Raw genomic sequence first — 17595 nt, forward strand, 5'->3', positions numbered from 1 at the left:
ATGACGCCAGAGACCGCCCGCCCTTTCATCGATATCCATGTGCCTGTGGCGCAGGCCCTGGCCGCCGGGCGTCCTGTGGTGGCGCTCGAAAGCACCATCATCACCCATGGCATGCCCTATCCCGACAATGGCGCCATGGCGGCCAATGTCGAAAAAATCATCGCTGACGGCGGCGCCATGCCAGCGACGATCGCCGTGGTCAACGGCCGCATCAAGGTCGGGCTTTCGGACGGCGAACGCGAATCGCTGGCGATGACGGGTGACGCCATGAAATTGTCGCGCGCCGATCTCGGCTTCGCCGTCGCGCAAGGCCGCACCGGGGGCACCACGGTCGCCGCGACGATGATCGCGGCTGACATGGTCGGGATAAAGGTGTTCGCCACCGGCGGCATCGGCGGCGTGCACAAGGGCGCGGAAAAGAGCTTCGACATCTCGGCCGACCTCGACGAACTGGCGCGCACGCCGGTCATCGTCGTCTCGGCCGGCGCGAAGGCCATCCTTGATATCGAGAAGACGCTGGAGGTGCTGGAGACGCGCGGCGTGCCCGTGGTCGGCCATGGCTGCGAGACGATGCCGGCCTTCTGGTCGCGGCAGTCGCCGTTCCGCGCGCCATTGACCTTGCACAAGCCGGAAGACATCGCGCATTTCTACCAGACGCGCCTGGCTCTGGGACTTGGCGGCGGCTTGCTGGTCGCCAATCCGGTGCCGGAAAACCACGAAATCCCCGCTGAAGAAATGGCCAGCTACATCGAAGCCGCGCAAAAGGCGGCCGAAGCCCTCAACGTCACCGGCAAGGCGGTGACCCCGTTCCTGCTGGGAAAAATCCTGGAACTCACGGGCGGCCGCAGCCTGAAGACGAACATCGCGCTGGTCGAGAACAATGCAAGGCTGGCGGCGAAGATAGCCAAGGCGCTGTAGGGTCGAGCCGGCGAAGGCTCCCTCACCCGGATTGCCAAGACCGAATTGCTAAGAGCAATTCGGGGCAATCCGACCTCTCCCCGCGGGGAGAGGAGTTGCCAGCGCCAATCTCTTCTCCCCGGGGAGAAGGTGGCCGCGAAACGGCCGGATGAGGGGGCGGCCTCGTGCCCTGCCTATATCTACTTTCCCGCCCGTCGTCCGGCCTCGTAAGCCCGCCGTGCCCACAGCGTCATCTCGTCGGGATCGTCGAAGGCACTATCGGGAATGCTCCAATAGGGCATCGCGACGAGCTTGCCATGGCGCGTGCCGGTATAGGTCCATTGCCGGCAACCGGCGGCCTCGAAGTCGGACGCGCTTTGCTCGTCGGCTTTCAGCAGCAATTCGCCGCGCAGCACGATGGCGATGATGATGCCGTCGTAATAGATGCCCTTGCCGCCGAACAGTTTTCGGATGCTGACCGGTCCGAGGCCCTCGAACAGTTCGGCGATGCGTTCATTGTCCATGCCGCGATCATGTCACCGGCATTTGACATTGTCATCGCGCAGTCGAAATCATGCTGACGGATTGTGAACATTCCGTCGGAGTCGTTTCGTCATGCCGCTTCTGCTCAAAGGGTCCTGCCGGTGCAACGCCGTGCGTTTCGAGGTGGAAAGCCACACACCGGTGCCGTTCATGCTTTGCTACTGCTCGATCTGCCGCAAGCAGCAGGGCGGAGGTGGTTTTGCCATCAATCTCGGCGCCGACTACGAGACGATGAAAATCCGAGGCAAACGCAGCCTTGGCGTCTACCGGGCCGAGATCGAGGACGACGAGCATCCCCATTGCGAGGTCTCCACCGGCGAGCGCAATTTCTGCCGCAAGTGCGGGTCGGCGCTCTGGCTCTACGATCCGACCTGGCCGGAACTGGTGCATCCCTTCGCCTCGGCGATCGACAACGACCTGCCGGACCCACCGGAAAAAGTGCATCTGATGCTGAAATACAAGGCGAACTGGGTCGAGCCTGATGTTGGGCCGAAGGACAAAGTCTTCGACGTCTATCCCGAAGAATCGATCGCCGAATGGCACAAGCGGACAGGGATGTGGGTGGATTAGCTTCCTTCACCCCAGGTTACAGGGCGAAGGGAAGATCAGGCCGAGGCGCGTGCTTCGGCCAGCGCCTTGAGATCAGCCGGCTTCAGTTCGACGGATTCACCGCAACCGCAGGCCGAACTCTGGTTCGGGTTGTGGAAGGTGAAGCCGGTGCGCAGCGTCGTCTGCTCGAAATCCATTTCGGTGCCGAAAAGGAAAAGGGCCGCTTCGGGCGCGACATAGACATGGGCGCCGTCGCGCTCGATGTGGTCGTCCTTGGTGTTGGGCTCGGTCACCAGATCGACCGTGTATTCCATGCCGGCGCAGCCGCCCTTCTTGATGCCGAGGCGGATGCCATGCGCGTTGTCGCGCGCAGCGACGATCTCGCGCACCCGGTCAGCGGCCTTTTCGGTCATCGTAATGACGGCAAAGCGTCCCATGTTCTTCCTTCTCCATTCCATGCAGGTTCAAGGCCTGCCGAATGATTCCTCACCTAAAATGGTGAAGTTTTACCCCTGGCGCAAGTGTACCAGGCTCAGCGCTAGTACCAGCCAACCGCGACCTGCGCCTCTTCCGACATGCGGTCGGGCGTCCAGGGCGGATCGAAAGTCATGTTGACCTCTACCCCGGAGACGCCTTCAACGGCGCCCACCGCGTTCTCGACCCAGCCGGGCATTTCGCCGGCCACCGGGCAGCCAGGCGCGGTCAGCGTCATGTCGATCTTGACCGAGCGGTCGTCCTCGATGTCGATCTTGTAGACGAGGCCGAGCTCGTAGATATCGGCCGGGATTTCCGGGTCGTAGACCGTCTTCAGCGCCGAGACGATGTCATCGGTCAGTCGCGCCAGTTCATCCGCGGGGATGGCCGAGGCGGAAACAACGCTGTTGCCGGCCGAAACGGTCTCTGCGGTGGTGCTCACATCATCCATGGTCGTCACCCGAAAAACTTGCGCGCTTTTTCAAGCGCCTCGGCCAAAGCGTCGACTTCGGCCCTGGTATTATACATGCCGAACGATGCCCTGCATGTGGAGGTTACGCCAAAGCGTTTCAACAGCGGCTGCGCGCAATGGGTGCCCGCGCGGACAGCCACGCCCTGCCTGTCTATCACCATCGAGACGTCATGGGCATGAATACCTTGCAGTTCGAAGGAGATGATGGCGCCCTTGCCAGGCGCATCGCCGAAGATGCGCAGCGAATTGATGGCGCGCAGCCGTTCGTGGGCATAGGTCTTGAGGTCTTCTTCATGCGCCGCGATGCGCTCGCGGCCGACAGAGTCCATGTAGTCGAGCGCAGCACCCAGCCCGATCGCCTGCACGATCGGCGGCGTGCCCGCCTCGAAGCGATGCGGCGGATCGTTGTAGGTGACGATGTCTTCCGTGACCTCCTCGATCATCTCGCCTCCGCCCATGAAGGGGCGCATGCCGGCAAGACTATCCTTCTTGCCGTAGAGCACGCCGATGCCCGACGGGCCGTAGACCTTGTGGCCGGTGAAGACGAAGAAATCGCAATCCAGGTCCTGGACGTCCACGGCCATGTGCACGGCGCTCTGGCTGCCGTCGACGAGTACGGGAATGCCGCGCGCATGCGCGATCCGGACAATCTCCTTGATCGGCGTCACCGTGCCCAGCGCATTCGACATCTGTGTGATGGCAACCAGCTTCGTCCTGTCGGTCAGGCGCTTTTCGAATTCCTCGATGTGGAAGACGCCGAGGTCGTCGACCGGCACCCAGACCAGCCTGGCGCCCTGCCGCTCGCGGATGAAATGCCAGGGAACGATGTTGGAATGGTGCTCCATGATCGACAGCACGATCTCGTCGCCCTCGCCGATGTTGGGCATGCCATAACCATAAGCAACGGTGTTGATCGCCGAGGTCGTGTTCGAGGTGAAGACGATATTGTCGGTGCTTGGCGCGTTGAGGAAACGGCGCACCGTTTCCCGGGCCTTCTCATAAGCGTCGGTGGCGGCATTGGAGAGGAAATGCAGGCCGCGATGGACGTTGGCGTATTCCTGGGAATAGGCATGCTGGATCGTGTCGAGCACCACCTGCGGCTTCTGTGCCGAGGCGCCGTTGTCGAGATAGACGAGCGGCTTGCCATAGACTTCGCGCGACAGGATCGGGAAATCACGGCGGATCGCCTCGACGTCGTAGAAATCTCCGATCTTGCCTGGAGCGTTCATCAGGATCACCCGTGCGTCACAAACCACTCATCGAGCCGCGCTTCCAGCGCCTCGACGATCGCTTCGTCATCCAGTTCCTCGATCACCTCGGCGACGAAGGCTTTGACGAGCAACCCGCGTGCGCTCTTTTCGTCGACGCCGCGCGCCATCAGGTAGAACAAATGGTCGTGGTCGATCTCGGTGACCGTCGCACCATGGCCGCAGACGACGTCGTCGGCGAAAATTTCGAGCTCCGGCTTGGTCGAGAACTCGCCATCGTCCGACAAAAGCAGCGTGTTGCAGGCCATCTTGGCGTTGGTCTTCTGCGCATATTGGTGAACGTTGATGCGGCCTTGGAACACACCCCGCGCCTTGCCCGTCACCACATTACGGATGACCTCCGTCGATGTCGTATGCGGCACGGCATGGTCGAGCACCATGGTGACATCGGTGTGGGTGTCGCCGGCCAGAAGATTGATGCCGCGCAGCTTGAAGTCGGCGCCTTCGCCCGTCGTCTTGATCATGATCTCCTGGCGCACCAGCCTGCCGCCGGCGTTCATGACGAACAGCGTCAGTTTCGCATTCTTGCCGATATGGGCCTTGAACTGCGCCAAGTGTGTCGCCGTCTCCGGCTGCTCCTGGACGATCAGCCAGGTCACCTCGGCGCCCTCGCCGAGCACGAGCTGGCTGACCGAGCTCGTCAGCGCGGCGCCCTCGCCGCTCTGACGCTCGACGATGACCGCCTTGGCGCCGGCGCCGACACGCACCGGCAAGCGCACATGGGTCTGGCCAGCTGCCTGCAGGTTCTGCAGCTCGATCGGCTTTTCCAGCTCCGTACCATCGGCGATATCGACGAAATAGCCGTCGGCGACGAAGGCGGTGTTCAGCGCACCAATGGCATCGTCACTGCCATAGGGGTCGAGCCCGGGCGCGATGCTGCCGTCGGTCAGCTTTTCGGACAGACGCTGGACGCTGACACCCTCGACGACCGGTGCCTTGGCGCTCGACACGCCGTTCAACAGGGTGAGAACCGTCGAACCGTCGACGATAGGCGCGATGGCTTTCACGGGGGCGGCCGGATCGAAGTTCGGCACCGCGTTCAAAAGCCGACGTAGATCGGTGTAGTGCCAGGACTCGATGCGACGCGTCGGCAGGCCGTGCTTGATCGCCTCAATGGCGTCGTCGCGCTTCAGCATCACCGCGCCGTCGCCCGGCAGCAGCGACAGCCGGTCGCCGAAGGCGTCGATCAACGCTGTCTCGGCCGGTGTCCGCTGCGGTTGTGTGTGCATATTCATCAGTTTGACCTTGCCTTCTGGCATCTCAAGCGGCTTCGCCGATCACACCGGCATAGCCGTTGGCTTCGAGGTCGAGCGCCAGCGACTTGTCGCCCGACTTGATGACCTGGCCCCTGTAGAGGACGTGCACGCTGTCGGGCACGATGTGCTCGAGCAGGCGCTGGTAATGGGTGATGACCAGGAAAGCCCGGTCCGGCGAACGCAGCGCGTTGATCCCATCCGAGACGATCTTCAGCGCGTCGATGTCGAGGCCGGAATCGGTCTCATCGAGCACGCAGAGTTTCGGCTCCAGGAGCTTCATCTGCAGGATTTCGGCGCGCTTCTTCTCGCCACCGGAGAAGCCGACATTGAGCGGCCGCTTCAGCATCGCCATGTCCATGTTGAGCGAGGCTGCGGCTTCCTTCACCCGCTTCAGGAATTCCGGGATTTTCAGCGGCTCCTCGCCACGCGCCTTGCGCTGCTCGTTCATCGCCACTTTCAGGAATTCCATGGTGGCGACGCCCGGTATCTCCATCGGATACTGGAAGGCAAGGAAGATGCCTGACGTGGCGCGCTCGGCCGGGTCCATTTCGAGGATCGACTGGCCGTTATAGAGGATGTCGCCCTCCGTCACCTCATAGTCCTCACGGCCAGCGAGGATGTAGGACAGGGTCGATTTGCCCGAGCCGTTCGGGCCCATGATGGCGGCGACCTCGCCGGCATTCACCGTCAGGTTCAAGCCGCGGATGATTTCGGTGCCGTCATCGACGATGCGGGCATGCAGGTTCTTGATCTCAAGCATTTTTGTTTCCTGAATATTTGTCTGGGCCGGTCAGCCCACCGAGCCTTCCAGCGAAATGCCGATCAGCTTCTGCGCTTCGACCGCGAATTCCATCGGCAGCTGCTGGATGACGTCCTTTACGAAGCCGTTGACGATCAGCGCGATCGCCTCTTCCTCGGGAATGCCGCGCTGCATGACGTAGAACTTCTGGTCCTCTGATATTTTCGACGTCGTCGCTTCATGCTCGAACTGCGCAGTCGAGTTCTTGGCTTCCATGTAGGGCACGGTATGCGCGCCGCACTGGTCGCCGATCAGCAGCGAGTCGCAATTGGTGAAGTTGCGGGCGTTGGTCGCCTTGCGGTGCGCCGAGACCTGGCCGCGATAGGTGTTCTGCGAGAAACCGGCGGCGATGCCCTTGGAAATGATGCGGCTCGACGTGTTCTTGCCGAGATGGATCATCTTGGTGCCGCTATCGACCTGCTGGTAGCCGTTCGAGACGGCGATCGAATAGAACTCGCCCGAGGAATCGTCACCGCGCAGGATGCAGCTCGGGTACTTCCAGGTGATCGCCGAGCCGGTCTCGACCTGCGTCCACGAAATCTTCGAACGGTCGCCACGGCAGTCGCCGCGCTTGGTGACGAAGTTATAGATGCCGCCCTTGCCCTCGGCATCGCCGGGGTACCAGTTCTGCACCGTCGAATATTTGATCTCGGCATCGTCGAGCGCGACCAGTTCGACCACTGCGGCGTGAAGCTGGTTCTCGTCGCGTTGCGGCGCCGTGCAGCCTTCTAGATAGGAAACGTAAGCCCCCTCCTCGGCGATGATCAGCGTGCGCTCGAACTGGCCGGTGTTCTTCTCGTTCATGCGGAAATAGGTCGATAGCTCCATCGGGCAGCGTACGCCCTTGGGCACGAAGACGAAGGAGCCATCGGTGAACACGGCCGAATTCAGCGTGGCGTAGAAATTGTCGGAGGTCGGCACGACCGAACCGAGATATTTCTGCACCAGCTCCGGATGCTCGCGGATCGCTTCCGAGATCGAGCAGAAGATCACGCCGGCCTGCGCCAGTTCCTTCTTGAAGGTGGTGACGACGGAGACGGAATCGAACACGGCGTCAACGGCGACGCGGCCTGATTTGTAGACGTTGTCGCTGACTTCCTCGAGTTCCGAGACGTCGGTCTTCTGCACGCCGGCGAGGATTTCCTGCTCCTTCAACGGAATGCCGAGTTTCTCGTAAACCTTCAATATCTCGGGATCGACGTCGCTGAGCGAAGTCGGCCCGGGCGTGCTCTTGGGCGCCGCGTAATAGTAGATGTCCTGGAAATCGATCTTGGGATAGTTGACGCGCGCCCAGGTCGGCTCTTCCAGCGTCAGCCAGCGGCGATAGGCTTCGAGGCGCCATTCCAGCATCCAGGAAGGTTCGTCCTTCTTGGCCGAAATGAAACGGATGATGTCTTCGCTCAGGCCCTTGGGAGCCTTGTCGACGGCGATCTCGGTCTGGAATCCGTATTTGTATTGGTCGACGTCGATCTTTCGGACCCGATCGATCGTGTCCTGCACAGCAGGCATATGCGTTCTCCATCCACGCCGGGGTCAAGGCCCGACAGTTTTCAAACTATGGCACCGCCAAATGGACGCCCGAGCAGCGTCCGCGGCAGCGTAAGTTCCATATAGTGCGCCTCGACCGGAAATTCACCCGGCCAACATGAAACGCACCGCTCTACCAGGCCGAAGCCCAAATCCGTTTTTCTCAAGCATCGGGACCCGATGCTCCAACCGCTACGCGGCTTTTTCTCTGCCCGCCCTTCGCGCGGCGATGCCTGCCAGCGCGGCGCGGAACATTTCGATGTCCTCGGCGCCGGTCGTTGCACCGACCGACACGCGCAGGGCGCCAAGGCTGTCACCGTGCCCCATGGCCTTCAGCACATGGCTCGGTCCGACCTTGCCCGACGAGCAGGCGGAGCCGGCGGAAAGCGCCACGCCCGCCAGATCGAAGGCGATCTGGGCGGTTTCGGCTTTGACCCCGGGAATAGCGAAGAATGTCGTGTTGGCAAGCCTTGGTGCGCCGGCTCCGAAGATTTCCACGTCCGGCACCAGGGTCTTGATGATGGTTTCAACCTCGTCGCGACGCTGACGCAAGGCACCGATGGTGTTCAGCCCGGCCAGGGCTTCTCGCGCAGCGGCGCCAAAACCGACGATGCCAGGCAAGTTTTCGGTGCCGCCGCGGTGGCTCTTTTCCTGGCCGCCACCATTGATCAGCGGCCTCGGCATCATCAGATCGGCAGCGGCAACGATGGCGCCAGCGCCCTTGGGGCCGCCGATCTTATGCGAGGACAGAATCACATAGTCGGCATATCCAGCCGACATATCGATCGAAACGCGGCCCGCGGCCTGGACCGCGTCGACGACAAGAATGCCGCCCGCCGGCCTGACGATCTCCGCGATGCGATCGATCGGCTGGATGACGCCGGTTTCGTTGTTGGCGGCGTGGATCGCGACCAAGGGCAAGCCATCGGCCTTGTCGTGACCGACGAGGGCCGCCATCAAGGCGTCGAGATTGACGACGCCATCGGCGCCGACACTGATCCGCGTCACCAGGTCTGCAGGGAAGCGTCCGCCATTCAGCAGGCACGGATGGTCGGCCTCGCACACGTAGAGCCGGCTCATGCGAATGGCGCTGCGCCCCATCTGCCAATCCGGCGTCAGAAGCGTCGAGGCGGCCTCGGTCGCGCCCGAAGTGAAGACGACATGTTCGGCCTTGCCGTTGACCAGCGCCGCCACGTCGCGCCTGGCATTGTCGATCAGCCTGCGCGCGGCGCGCCCTTCGGCATGGACCGACGAGGGATTGGCCGCATCAAACGCCGCGACCATGGCCTCGCGCGCCGCAGAAAGCAGCGGCGCACTGGCATTATAGTCGAGATAGGCGCGTATCGCGGCCATTTTCGTCCAGTTCTTCCCGTCAGAAGCCATTCCGCCGACGTATGGCGTTATTTCCTTGAAATTCCAAGGCAAGCCGTCCTATTTACGCGGCTTGCGGCGAGGGCGATCGGGCGATTGCGTTTCGGCCACCCAGTTTTGAACAATTCTAAACTAGCTTCTAGGAAGACGCTCGCCCTGCGTCAAGGTCTGTGGAAGCGGGGCCAGAGGAAGAGGCTTCCGGGCGCCGCGCACTTGTATATGTCACGTGGAGTATTTCATGCCTGAGGTCATTTTCACCGGTCCTGCCGGCCGTCTGGAGGGACGCTACCAGCCCTCGAAGGAAAAGAGCGCGCCGATTGCCATCGTGTTGCATCCGCACCCACAGTTCGGCGGCACGATGAACAACAAGATCGTCTATGACCTCTTCTACATGTTCCAGAAGCGTGACTTCACCACGCTGCGCTTCAATTTCCGCGGCATCGGCCGCAGCCAGGGCGAGTTCGACCATGGCACCGGCGAGTTGTCGGACGCAGCGGCGGCGCTGGATTGGGTGCAGTCGCTGCATCCGGACTCCAAGAGCTGCTGGGTCGCCGGCTACTCATTCGGGTCCTGGATCGGCATGCAGCTGTTGATGCGCCGGCCCGAGATCGAAGGCTTCATCTCGATCGCGCCGCAGCCCAACACCTATGATTTCTCGTTCCTGGCGCCCTGCCCGTCCTCGGGCCTGATCATCCATGGCGATGCCGACAAGGTGGCGCCGCCGAAGGACGTGCAAGGTCTGGTCGACAAGCTGCACACGCAAAAGGGCATCACCATCACGCAGAAGACCCTGCCCGGCGCCAACCATTTCTTCGCCAACGACGCCGATGTGCTGATCGAGGAATGCGCAGACTATCTCGATCGCCGGCTGGCCGGTGAATTGTCCGATCCGCGACCGAAGCGGCTGAGATAAGACATCAGGCGATCCGTATTCGCCGGGGTAAGGGCGGGCGTCAATGCCCGCCTCCTCGACGTAAGGCTGCCGCGGCGCGGATTATCCGGCACCGACCTATTTTTCCGGGGCGACCAGCCGGAACGATGCTTTGCGGACCGGCAATCCTGAGGGTGCCGGCCGGAAGATGAAGCCGAGTCTGGCAAAGACCAGTCCGCACGCCAGCGCGAAGGCGCAGCCGAGGCCGAAGCCGGCAACGGTGTCGCTCGGATAGTGCGCGCCGACGAAGACCCTGGTCGAGGCGATGCAGGCCGTGACCACCAAGGCGATGTACCAACGCCGCGGAAACAGAAGCACCAGAATACCGAACACGGCGCCCATCGTCGTGGCATGGCCGGAGGGAAAGCCGGCAAAGCGCGCATCGAAGGCAAAAGGGTGCAGCGCAAGGACGCCAAAATCCTGGAAGTAGAGCGGGCGGGCCCTGCCAATGGCATATTTCAGGACATTGACGGTAAGGCCGGACAGGCCAACAGCGCTCAGCACCAGGAAAGCCAGACAGGTCCAACTGTAGACCAGCATCAGCGCGCGCCGCGAAAGGCTTCGCCAATCCGTCAGGTTGGCCGCGACAAGCAGAAGCGCGGACGGAATGAGATACCAGCCGCCCAGCCCGAACTGCGTGAAGAACTCGGCAAGCCTGGCCACATCGGGCGACCATTGACCATGCGCCACCCCTGCCGGGGTATCGAGACGAACAAAGGCTGCTGCCGTCAGAAAGACCCAGACCAGGCCCCACGCCCACCATGAGATGTTGGGATAGCGAGCGGGGCGAACGGCAAGGCGTCGCCTTGCGAGCTGCAGAGTGTCGCGAAAATTGCCGAGGGATCGGCGTCCTATCCCTAGGAGCGAACTGGAAACAGGTGGGCGCGATTTCACGAGCATTGGGAACACGACGCCATCATCGAAGTCATTGGCTCACACGATAAAGCCCGAGCGACAGTTTGTCTCCCGATGAGTAGTTGAGGCCGTCGACCTCGGCGACGCGGTTGGCCGACTTGCCTTGCACGGACAGCATGCCATTCAATTTCTGTTCGTCACCGATCGGCACCAGGCCCAAGGAGCAAGCAGGATCGGCGAGCAGATGCTCCGCCACGCCACCGACATCAGTCAGCACCGTTTTCGTGCCGACCAGGAACACCAGGCTAGGCTCCTGATAGCGCGCCGAGGCCAGCACGGTCGTGTCGCAAGGTTTGTTGGCGAGCACCGCTTCCTTGATCGCCGGGGCCAGCCAGATCGGCTTCAGGGATGGGGCGATGACACCGAACAGCAAGGCATAGGTGATGCCCGCACAGGCGGCGGTGGCGCCGATACGGGGCAGCGGCACCTGCAACTGCCGTGAGAAGGCGAGGTAGCCGGCGCAAAGCGCTGACGCTGCCGCCGGGATGCTCCACCACGAGAAGCTGTGCGTAAGGTAGATCGGTGCCCCGATACAGACCGCCGCCAAGCCGAGGCTGACCACCACCAGACCGAACGCGGTCGACCACCACAGCCACTGCTGCCAGCGTCTGAGCGGCGCATTGGCGTCCTGCGGCTGCAATGTCAGCAGCCAGCCGATCAGCAGCGCCATGCCGGGATAGGCCGGCAGGACGTAGTGCGGCAGCTTGGTCGGGATGAGTTCGAACACGAGCCAGAACGGAATGTACCATGCCAGGCAAAAGCGCAGCCTGAAATCGTCACGCACCCGATTGAGTGCCTGCAGGCCGGCGCCGACCGCGATCAGGCCGAACGGCCACATGAACAGCGAATAGGTCAGCATATAGAAGCCCGGTGGCAGGCCGTGCGATTCCTCGCCCGAAGCGACCTTGTTCAGCATATCCTTACCGACGGCTTCCTGGAAAAAGGCGCCGCCGCTCTTCCAGCCGATAAAAGCGACCCAAGGCAGCACGATGAGCAATACCAGCGCGACGCCGCGCACGAACTTCAGCTTCAAAAGCCAGCGCCAGTCGCGTTCGAAAGCAAACAGGGCGGCCGCCGTCAGCAGCGACAGGAGCGGAGCCACGGGCCCCTTGATGAGGATCCCCACGCCTTGCGCGCACCAGAATATCCACGGCAGATGGCCCGCCACCGGCTCGTTGCGGCGCGCCGCCAGATAGACCTGCGCCAGCGCGCCCTGCGCGGCCACGCAGCAGGCCAGAAGCATGGCGTCGGTTTTGGCGTCGCGTCCCTCGAAGGCGGTTGCGAAAATCGCCGCCATCATCAGGCCGGCGGCAAGGCCGGCATTGGCGCCGAACATTTTTGTGCCCGTCCAGGCGATGCCCAGAACAGCGAGCGCGATTCCGAGCATCGAGACAAGGCGGTACACCCAGATCGGCGCGGCCGCGCCCTCGCCGCTCAATGCGACAGCTGCCGATTGCAGCCAGTAGATGCCGATCGGCTTCTTGTAGCGTGAGACATCCTGGAAGCGAATGTCGATATAATCGCCAGTTTCGACCATCTGCTTGGTCGCCTGGACAAAACGGGACTCGTCGCGGTCGATCGGCGGAAGGCTCGCCAAGCCGCTGAAACTCATTAGCAAGCTGAACAGAAAGAGGAAGAGGTAGTTTCTGTTCATCGCGGGAGCTTTCCGGATCTGATCTGCGGGACGACCCCGTCGCGGCGTGCGGGCCCTGCCCTTGCGCGGCGCCTCATTACGCCAGCGGCATGAATGAGGCAAGGATTCGCAATTGCCATCCGCGGGCAGCAAGACCAGGTTCCGCCTTTGCTGATCGCGAACTCTTGGTTGGCGCGCGATCCGGCGCAAAACCGGAATCCACTTTTGCTGATCGCGCTTGAGTGCTAAACGCGCGCGTTCACATATGCCTGCGCCGGATGGGCGTACGCTTTCGGGAAAGAAAACATGCCTGCCTTCAAATCCGATTTCCTGCGCACGATGAGCGAGCGCGGCTTCATCCACCAGACCTCGGACGATGCCGGCCTCGACCAAATCTTCGCCAAGGAAACCGTGACGGCCTATATCGGCTTCGACGCCACGGCCAAGAGCCTGCATGCCGGCTCGCTGATCCAGATCATGATGCTGCACTGGCTGCAGCAGACCGGACACCGGCCGATCGCGCTGATGGGCGGGGGCACCTCGATGATCGGCGACCCCTCCTTCAAGGACGAGGCGCGCAAGCTTTTGACGCCTGCGGATATCGACGACAATATCGCCGGTATCCGCCGCAACTTCATGCCCTACCTCAAATTCGGCAGCGGTCCGAACGACGCGGTTATGGTCAACAATGCCGACTGGCTGATGGAGATCAACTACGTCAATTTCCTGCGCGATGTCGGCCGGCACTTTTCCGTCAACCGCATGCTTGCCTTCGATTCCGTCAAGTTGCGGCTCGACCGCGAGCAATCGCTGTCATTCCTCGAATTCAACTACATGATCCTGCAGGCCTATGATTTCGTCGAACTCTACAAGCGTCTTGGCTGCCGCCTGCAGATGGGCGGCTCCGACCAATGGGGCAACATCATCAACGGCATCGATCTCGGCCGCCGCATGGAGGATGCGCAACTCTACGCACTGACCACGCCGCTGCTCACCACCTCGTCCGGAGCCAAGATGGGCAAGTCGGCCTCAGGCGCGGTCTGGCTCGATCCGGAGATGTTGAGCCCCTACGAATTCTGGCAATACTGGCGCAACACCGAGGATGCCGACGTTGCCCGTTTCCTGAAGCTCTACACCACCCTGCCGCTGGACGAGGTTGCACGGCTCGAGCGGCTGGGTGGTTCCGAGATCAACGAGGCGAAGAAGATCCTCGCTACCGAGATCACCGCCCATCTGCATGGCCGCGCGGCAGCCGAACAGGCCAGCGAGACGGCGCGCAAGACCTTCGAGGAAGGCGCTCTCGCCGACACGTTGCCGACCGTCGAGACCGACAGGGCCGCCCTCGAAGCCGGCGTCGGCATCCTGTCGCTATTGGTCAGCGCGGGGCTGGCATCGTCCAATGGCGAGGCAAGGCGGCACGTCCAGGGCGGTGCCGTGCGCCTGAACGACCAGCCGGTAAGCGACGACCGTCGCCTGGTCACGCTTCAGGATTTGAGTCCGGAAAATGTCGTAAAGCTTTCATTGGGCAGGAAAAAGCACATCCTGGTGCGGCCGGCCTGAGGACCCTCACCGGTACTCGAAGATCGACCTGAATATGCCCGGCGCGATCACCGACAGCGGATTAACGTCGAGCACCGGCTTGTTCGCATTGCCCCTGAGCCGGTAGGTGACGCCGATCAGGCCGCGGTCGCGGCCATTGCCCAGAAGCGCGCCGACGATGGGCAGTTCGCCGAAAATGCGGTTGAGGCCGTAGACCGGCATGAAGGTGCCAGTCATGTCCATATTGTTGTTCTGGTCGTAGAGGATGCCCTGGAAAGTCGTGCCGATGCGCGGGCCACGCAGCACGCCATTGATCAGCTTCAGGTAGCCGCTACCCTTGTCGATCTCAGCGTAACCCCGTTCGAACTTCACTCGCGACGTGTCGAGCTTGCCCTTCACCGCCTGGTTGAGGCTGCGGCTGTCGCCGGCCGGCGTGGTCGAGACAATGGAGGCAAGCTTGGGTTCGTTGACGACGAAGAAGTTGCTGGTGTCGACCTTGCCCTTCATCGGTCCATCGCTGGCTCCCGACAGGGCCAATGTGATCGCGCCGCCTTCCATGTGCTCATAGACGTTCAGGAACCTCAATATGGCGCCGGCGTCCGCCGACTGCACGTTGAGCGAGCGCCTGCCGTCGCCGGTGGTGTTGCTGATGGCGATGGCGGCGCCGGAACTCGCCGTCGCGCTAACCTTCAGTCCGTTTACCCTTGAACCGGCCGCACTGTAGTCGAGCTTCAGGTTGGACAGTTGCTCATCGTGGAAACCGGTCAGCTGATTGACATCGGCGCTGACCGAAATGTTGTCTGTTCCCGTCGTCTTGGTCGCGGTGTCCACATCGGACGTGAACTGCTTGATGAGCGAACGAGCGTCGAGCGCGTTGCCATTGATGTCGACCGCGTAGCCCTTGCCCGATCGCTTGACCGAAACAGCCACGTCGTCGCCCCTGTTCAAGGTGACCTTGCTGAACTTGGCCGAAGACAAGGCGCCGTTGACCAGCACAATACTGCCGTCGACGGAGAACGTCTTGCCGTCGAGCTCGAAGTCGGACAGCGTCGTGGTGTCGCCGGACTTGGTCATGACGAACGTGGCGCTGGCGGGAACCCCCGCCCCCTTGCTCCAGCCGGCCCAGGGAATGTCCAGCCTGGCATTGGTCAGGTCGGCCGAGACATTCTGGTTGCCGCTGCCGCTCTTGTCGATCGCGACCTTCACCGTTCCGCCAAGTAGCGGCGTCAAGCCCGGCATGGCGGCGGCGCGGATCTTGTCGTCGAGCACCAGGGCCACCTTGCGGCTGCGCGCCGGCCCGTCATCCGCCAGCGGCTCGACCAGATCGAGTTCGGCCGGAATGCCATTCAGCGATGCCTTTGCCGAAATGACAGCCTTTTGCGGATCGACGGTGATCGAGCCATCGGCATTGGTCACGGTCTGTCCCTCGAACGGCTTGGCCAAGGACAGGCCGGTGTAGTCGAGCGACACCAGCCAATCGAGCTTCGCGGTATCGACGCCCGACTGCAGCGGAATGTCAGCCTTGACGTGGCCGGTGACGCTGCCGGAAAGATCCTCCGGCAGAATGCCGACATGGCGCATGGCATTGATCGGTTCATAGGATGCAAGTTCGGCGACAGCGGACGCATCGCCGGCAACGTCGATATCGAGAGCGCCGATGACCGGCGGGCGGTTGGCCGCCTTGACGGTCAATGTCCCGTTGCTGGCCGCAACCACGCGGCCACTGGGCATGAAGACGGTGCCCGACGACAACGAAATGTCGACGTCGTTGCCGTGGAATCCGACGACGCCCACCGCGTCGCGGATCGGCGGAATGCGGCCGGCCGTGTCGAAACGCGCCCCCTCGATCTGGAAGCGACCGAAGATCTCGTCGGCGGAAAGCGGCACCCCATTGCCGAGACGGTCCGGCACCACCTGGAACTGAAGATTTGCGTCGACCACGCGGCCGCCGAACAAATTGTTCAGCACCCAGAGCCGCGCATTGCGCGCCGAAAACCATGGCCAAAGTTGTTTGACGTGCGAGACCGGCATGTCATGGACGCTGAGCGCCAGATTGATCCCGGGAGCCTTGCCGTCAACGAATTCCACCGTTGCGGTGCCAAGCACCTCGCCGGAACCTGAGGACCGAACCGCGATCTGCTCGGCCACCAGTTTACGGCTTTGCGGCTGGTAGACGCCGGCGATGCGGGCCAGGAAGGTCAATGCGGGTTCAGGCGATTCCGACGGCGCCAAGGTCGAACCGTCGCTGGTCAGATCGTAACGGTAGGACGGTTCCTCACCCGCTACCCCGGTTGCCGGTTTTGGCCCGATCGAGCCGCCGAAATCGAATGAAGACCGGCCGGTTTTCAGCAGCAACCTGTCCACCTGGATCTTGTTGGAGCCGTAGACAAGCGTCGCATTGACATCGGCATCCGCCGGCAGCAGCCCGCGTGCGCCAAGATCCAGCACCGACCCGGTGGATGAAAGGGCGGCGGCCAGGCGTGATGCGGTGGCACCTGAGCCTTCCGATCCCGTCAGCTTCAACGCGACCGCTCCAAGCTTCCCGGAGCCGGCAGCGGTGGCGCCGGCATCCGCCAGATTGATGCTGGCATCCAGGCTTGTCACCCGGTGCGCCGCGACATCGCGGGTGGCGGAGGCGGCAACCGTGACTGTCCTGCCGTCGACATCCGCCTCGGAGGTGAACTTCATGCCGCCCGGCCCCGACTGAACCACGGTGGCGTCGGCGATCTTGACCAGCTTGATCGATCCGGCGTCGGGCAGCACGAACTCGACATTGCTGAGCTCGATCCGGCGCATCGAATCTTCCCGCACGGCGTCGAGCGCGCGATGGATGTTGCCGAACACCGCGTCCAACAATTTCTCCGGATCGACGAGGCCGTCCTGGTTGCGCAGTGCCGCGGTCCAGTCGCCGCCGGACGGCATCGCCGCCATGACGACACGGGCATCGGAGATCCTGGCACTGGTCAGCCGCACCTCACCCCATAGCAGCGGCACCAGACGCACGCCAAAGCGCACACGACCGGCATCCGCCATTGGTTTGCCGTCTGATGTCTTCAGGCTGACATCGCTCACCTGGAGGGCCACGAAGCTCGAACTGTCGAGTGTAATGCGCGCAGGCCCGACCGCGACATTGACGTCGACGCCAGCCAGCCTCTCTATGGCACTCTCCGCCTCGACGCGCAGCCGGTCCGAGCCGATGCCGGAAAGGCCGATGAGATAGACGGCCACCGCGGCCAGCAGCATGAACGCCACCAGGCCGGCAAACAGGCGTGAAAGGATACGAACGCCGCGGCCGATAGCAGCCTGACCGAGAGGCGGGACACGGCACGCGGACGGCAAAGCCCCCAGGTCGGTGATCTCGTCCCGCCTGAACCTGATCTTCTCGTGCTGCGGTTGCTCCTGATCCACGCAATCTTCCGTT

15 protein-coding genes are annotated in these 17595 nt (G+C 62.6%); 4 read left to right on the plus strand and 11 right to left on the minus strand.

Annotated features, from left to right (window positions below):
* Window positions 1-918: a pseudouridine-5'-phosphate glycosidase gene (locus tag EJ077_RS18095; protein WP_208695489.1), complete on the plus strand. Its 918-nt coding sequence runs from the start codon at window positions 1-3 to the stop codon at window positions 916-918.
* Between the two features lie 179 nt (window positions 919-1097).
* Here the strand turns inward: EJ077_RS18095 and EJ077_RS18100 are convergent, their stop codons facing one another.
* Entirely contained in the window at window positions 1098-1421 is a 324-nt protein-coding gene (locus tag EJ077_RS18100) for a TfoX/Sxy family protein (RefSeq protein ID WP_208695490.1), read from the minus strand.
* Between the two features lie 91 nt (window positions 1422-1512).
* Between EJ077_RS18100 and EJ077_RS18105 the strand changes: the two genes are divergently transcribed.
* On the plus strand, window positions 1513-2010 hold the full coding sequence (locus EJ077_RS18105) for a GFA family protein (RefSeq protein WP_208695491.1): 498 nt from the start codon (window positions 1513-1515) through the stop codon (window positions 2008-2010).
* 35 nt (window positions 2011-2045) lie between these two features.
* On the opposite strand, the gene sufA is transcribed toward EJ077_RS18105, so the two are convergent.
* From sufA to EJ077_RS18140, 7 genes are all read right to left on the minus strand, one after another.
* On the minus strand, window positions 2046-2426 hold the full coding sequence (gene sufA, locus EJ077_RS18110; RefSeq protein ID WP_208695492.1) for a Fe-S cluster assembly scaffold SufA: 381 nt from the start codon (window positions 2424-2426) through the stop codon (window positions 2046-2048).
* A 101-nt stretch (window positions 2427-2527) separates the two neighbouring features.
* Entirely contained in the window at window positions 2528-2914 is a 387-nt protein-coding gene (locus EJ077_RS18115) for an SUF system Fe-S cluster assembly protein (protein ID WP_135915466.1), read from the minus strand.
* Window positions 2915-2919: 5 nt separating this feature from the next.
* On the minus strand, window positions 2920-4164 hold the full coding sequence (locus tag EJ077_RS18120; protein WP_208695493.1) for a cysteine desulfurase: 1245 nt from the start codon (window positions 4162-4164) through the stop codon (window positions 2920-2922).
* 5 nt (window positions 4165-4169) lie between these two features.
* Window positions 4170-5438 carry a Fe-S cluster assembly protein SufD gene (gene sufD / locus EJ077_RS18125; RefSeq protein ID WP_208695494.1) on the minus strand — a complete coding sequence of 423 codons (1269 nt, stop codon included), beginning with the start codon at window positions 5436-5438 and terminating at the stop codon, window positions 4170-4172.
* Between the two features lie 25 nt (window positions 5439-5463).
* Window positions 5464-6219 (minus strand): Fe-S cluster assembly ATPase SufC, encoded by a 756-nt coding sequence (gene sufC, locus EJ077_RS18130; protein ID WP_208695495.1) that lies wholly within the window; start codon window positions 6217-6219, stop codon window positions 5464-5466.
* A gap of 30 nt (window positions 6220-6249) precedes the next feature.
* On the minus strand, window positions 6250-7767 hold the full coding sequence (sufB, locus tag EJ077_RS18135) for a Fe-S cluster assembly protein SufB (protein WP_208695496.1): 1518 nt from the start codon (window positions 7765-7767) through the stop codon (window positions 6250-6252).
* Between the two features lie 210 nt (window positions 7768-7977).
* A complete protein-coding gene (locus tag EJ077_RS18140; protein WP_208695497.1) occupies window positions 7978-9138 on the minus strand; it encodes a cysteine desulfurase family protein in 1161 nt (386 codons plus the stop codon).
* A 256-nt stretch (window positions 9139-9394) separates the two neighbouring features.
* Here EJ077_RS18140 and EJ077_RS18145 point away from each other — a divergent pair, with 256 nt between their 5' ends.
* Window positions 9395-10069 (plus strand): alpha/beta hydrolase, encoded by a 675-nt coding sequence (locus tag EJ077_RS18145; protein ID WP_027028091.1) that lies wholly within the window; start codon window positions 9395-9397, stop codon window positions 10067-10069.
* A gap of 96 nt (window positions 10070-10165) precedes the next feature.
* On the opposite strand, the gene EJ077_RS18150 is transcribed toward EJ077_RS18145, so the two are convergent.
* Together EJ077_RS18150 and EJ077_RS18155 are read right to left on the minus strand one after the other, a co-directional pair.
* Window positions 10166-10987, minus strand: coding sequence for a phosphatase PAP2 family protein (locus EJ077_RS18150; RefSeq protein ID WP_208695498.1), 822 nt, complete (start codon window positions 10985-10987; stop codon window positions 10166-10168).
* A 25-nt stretch (window positions 10988-11012) separates the two neighbouring features.
* A complete protein-coding gene (locus EJ077_RS18155) occupies window positions 11013-12656 on the minus strand; it encodes an ArnT family glycosyltransferase (protein ID WP_208695499.1) in 1644 nt (547 codons plus the stop codon).
* Between the two features lie 285 nt (window positions 12657-12941).
* Here EJ077_RS18155 and tyrS point away from each other — a divergent pair, with 285 nt between their 5' ends.
* Complete coding sequence (tyrS, locus tag EJ077_RS18160) at window positions 12942-14195, plus strand: tyrosine--tRNA ligase (protein WP_208695500.1); 1254 nt, start codon at window positions 12942-12944, stop codon at window positions 14193-14195.
* 6 nt (window positions 14196-14201) lie between these two features.
* Here the strand turns inward: tyrS and EJ077_RS18165 are convergent, their stop codons facing one another.
* Window positions 14202-17582 carry a DUF3971 domain-containing protein gene (locus EJ077_RS18165; protein WP_208695501.1) on the minus strand — a complete coding sequence of 1127 codons (3381 nt, stop codon included), beginning with the start codon at window positions 17580-17582 and terminating at the stop codon, window positions 14202-14204.
* Window positions 17583-17595 lie beyond the last annotated feature (13 nt).

This window comes from Mesorhizobium sp. M8A.F.Ca.ET.057.01.1.1 (genome assembly GCF_003952565.1).
Classification (GTDB): Bacteria; Pseudomonadota; Alphaproteobacteria; order Rhizobiales; family Rhizobiaceae; genus Mesorhizobium.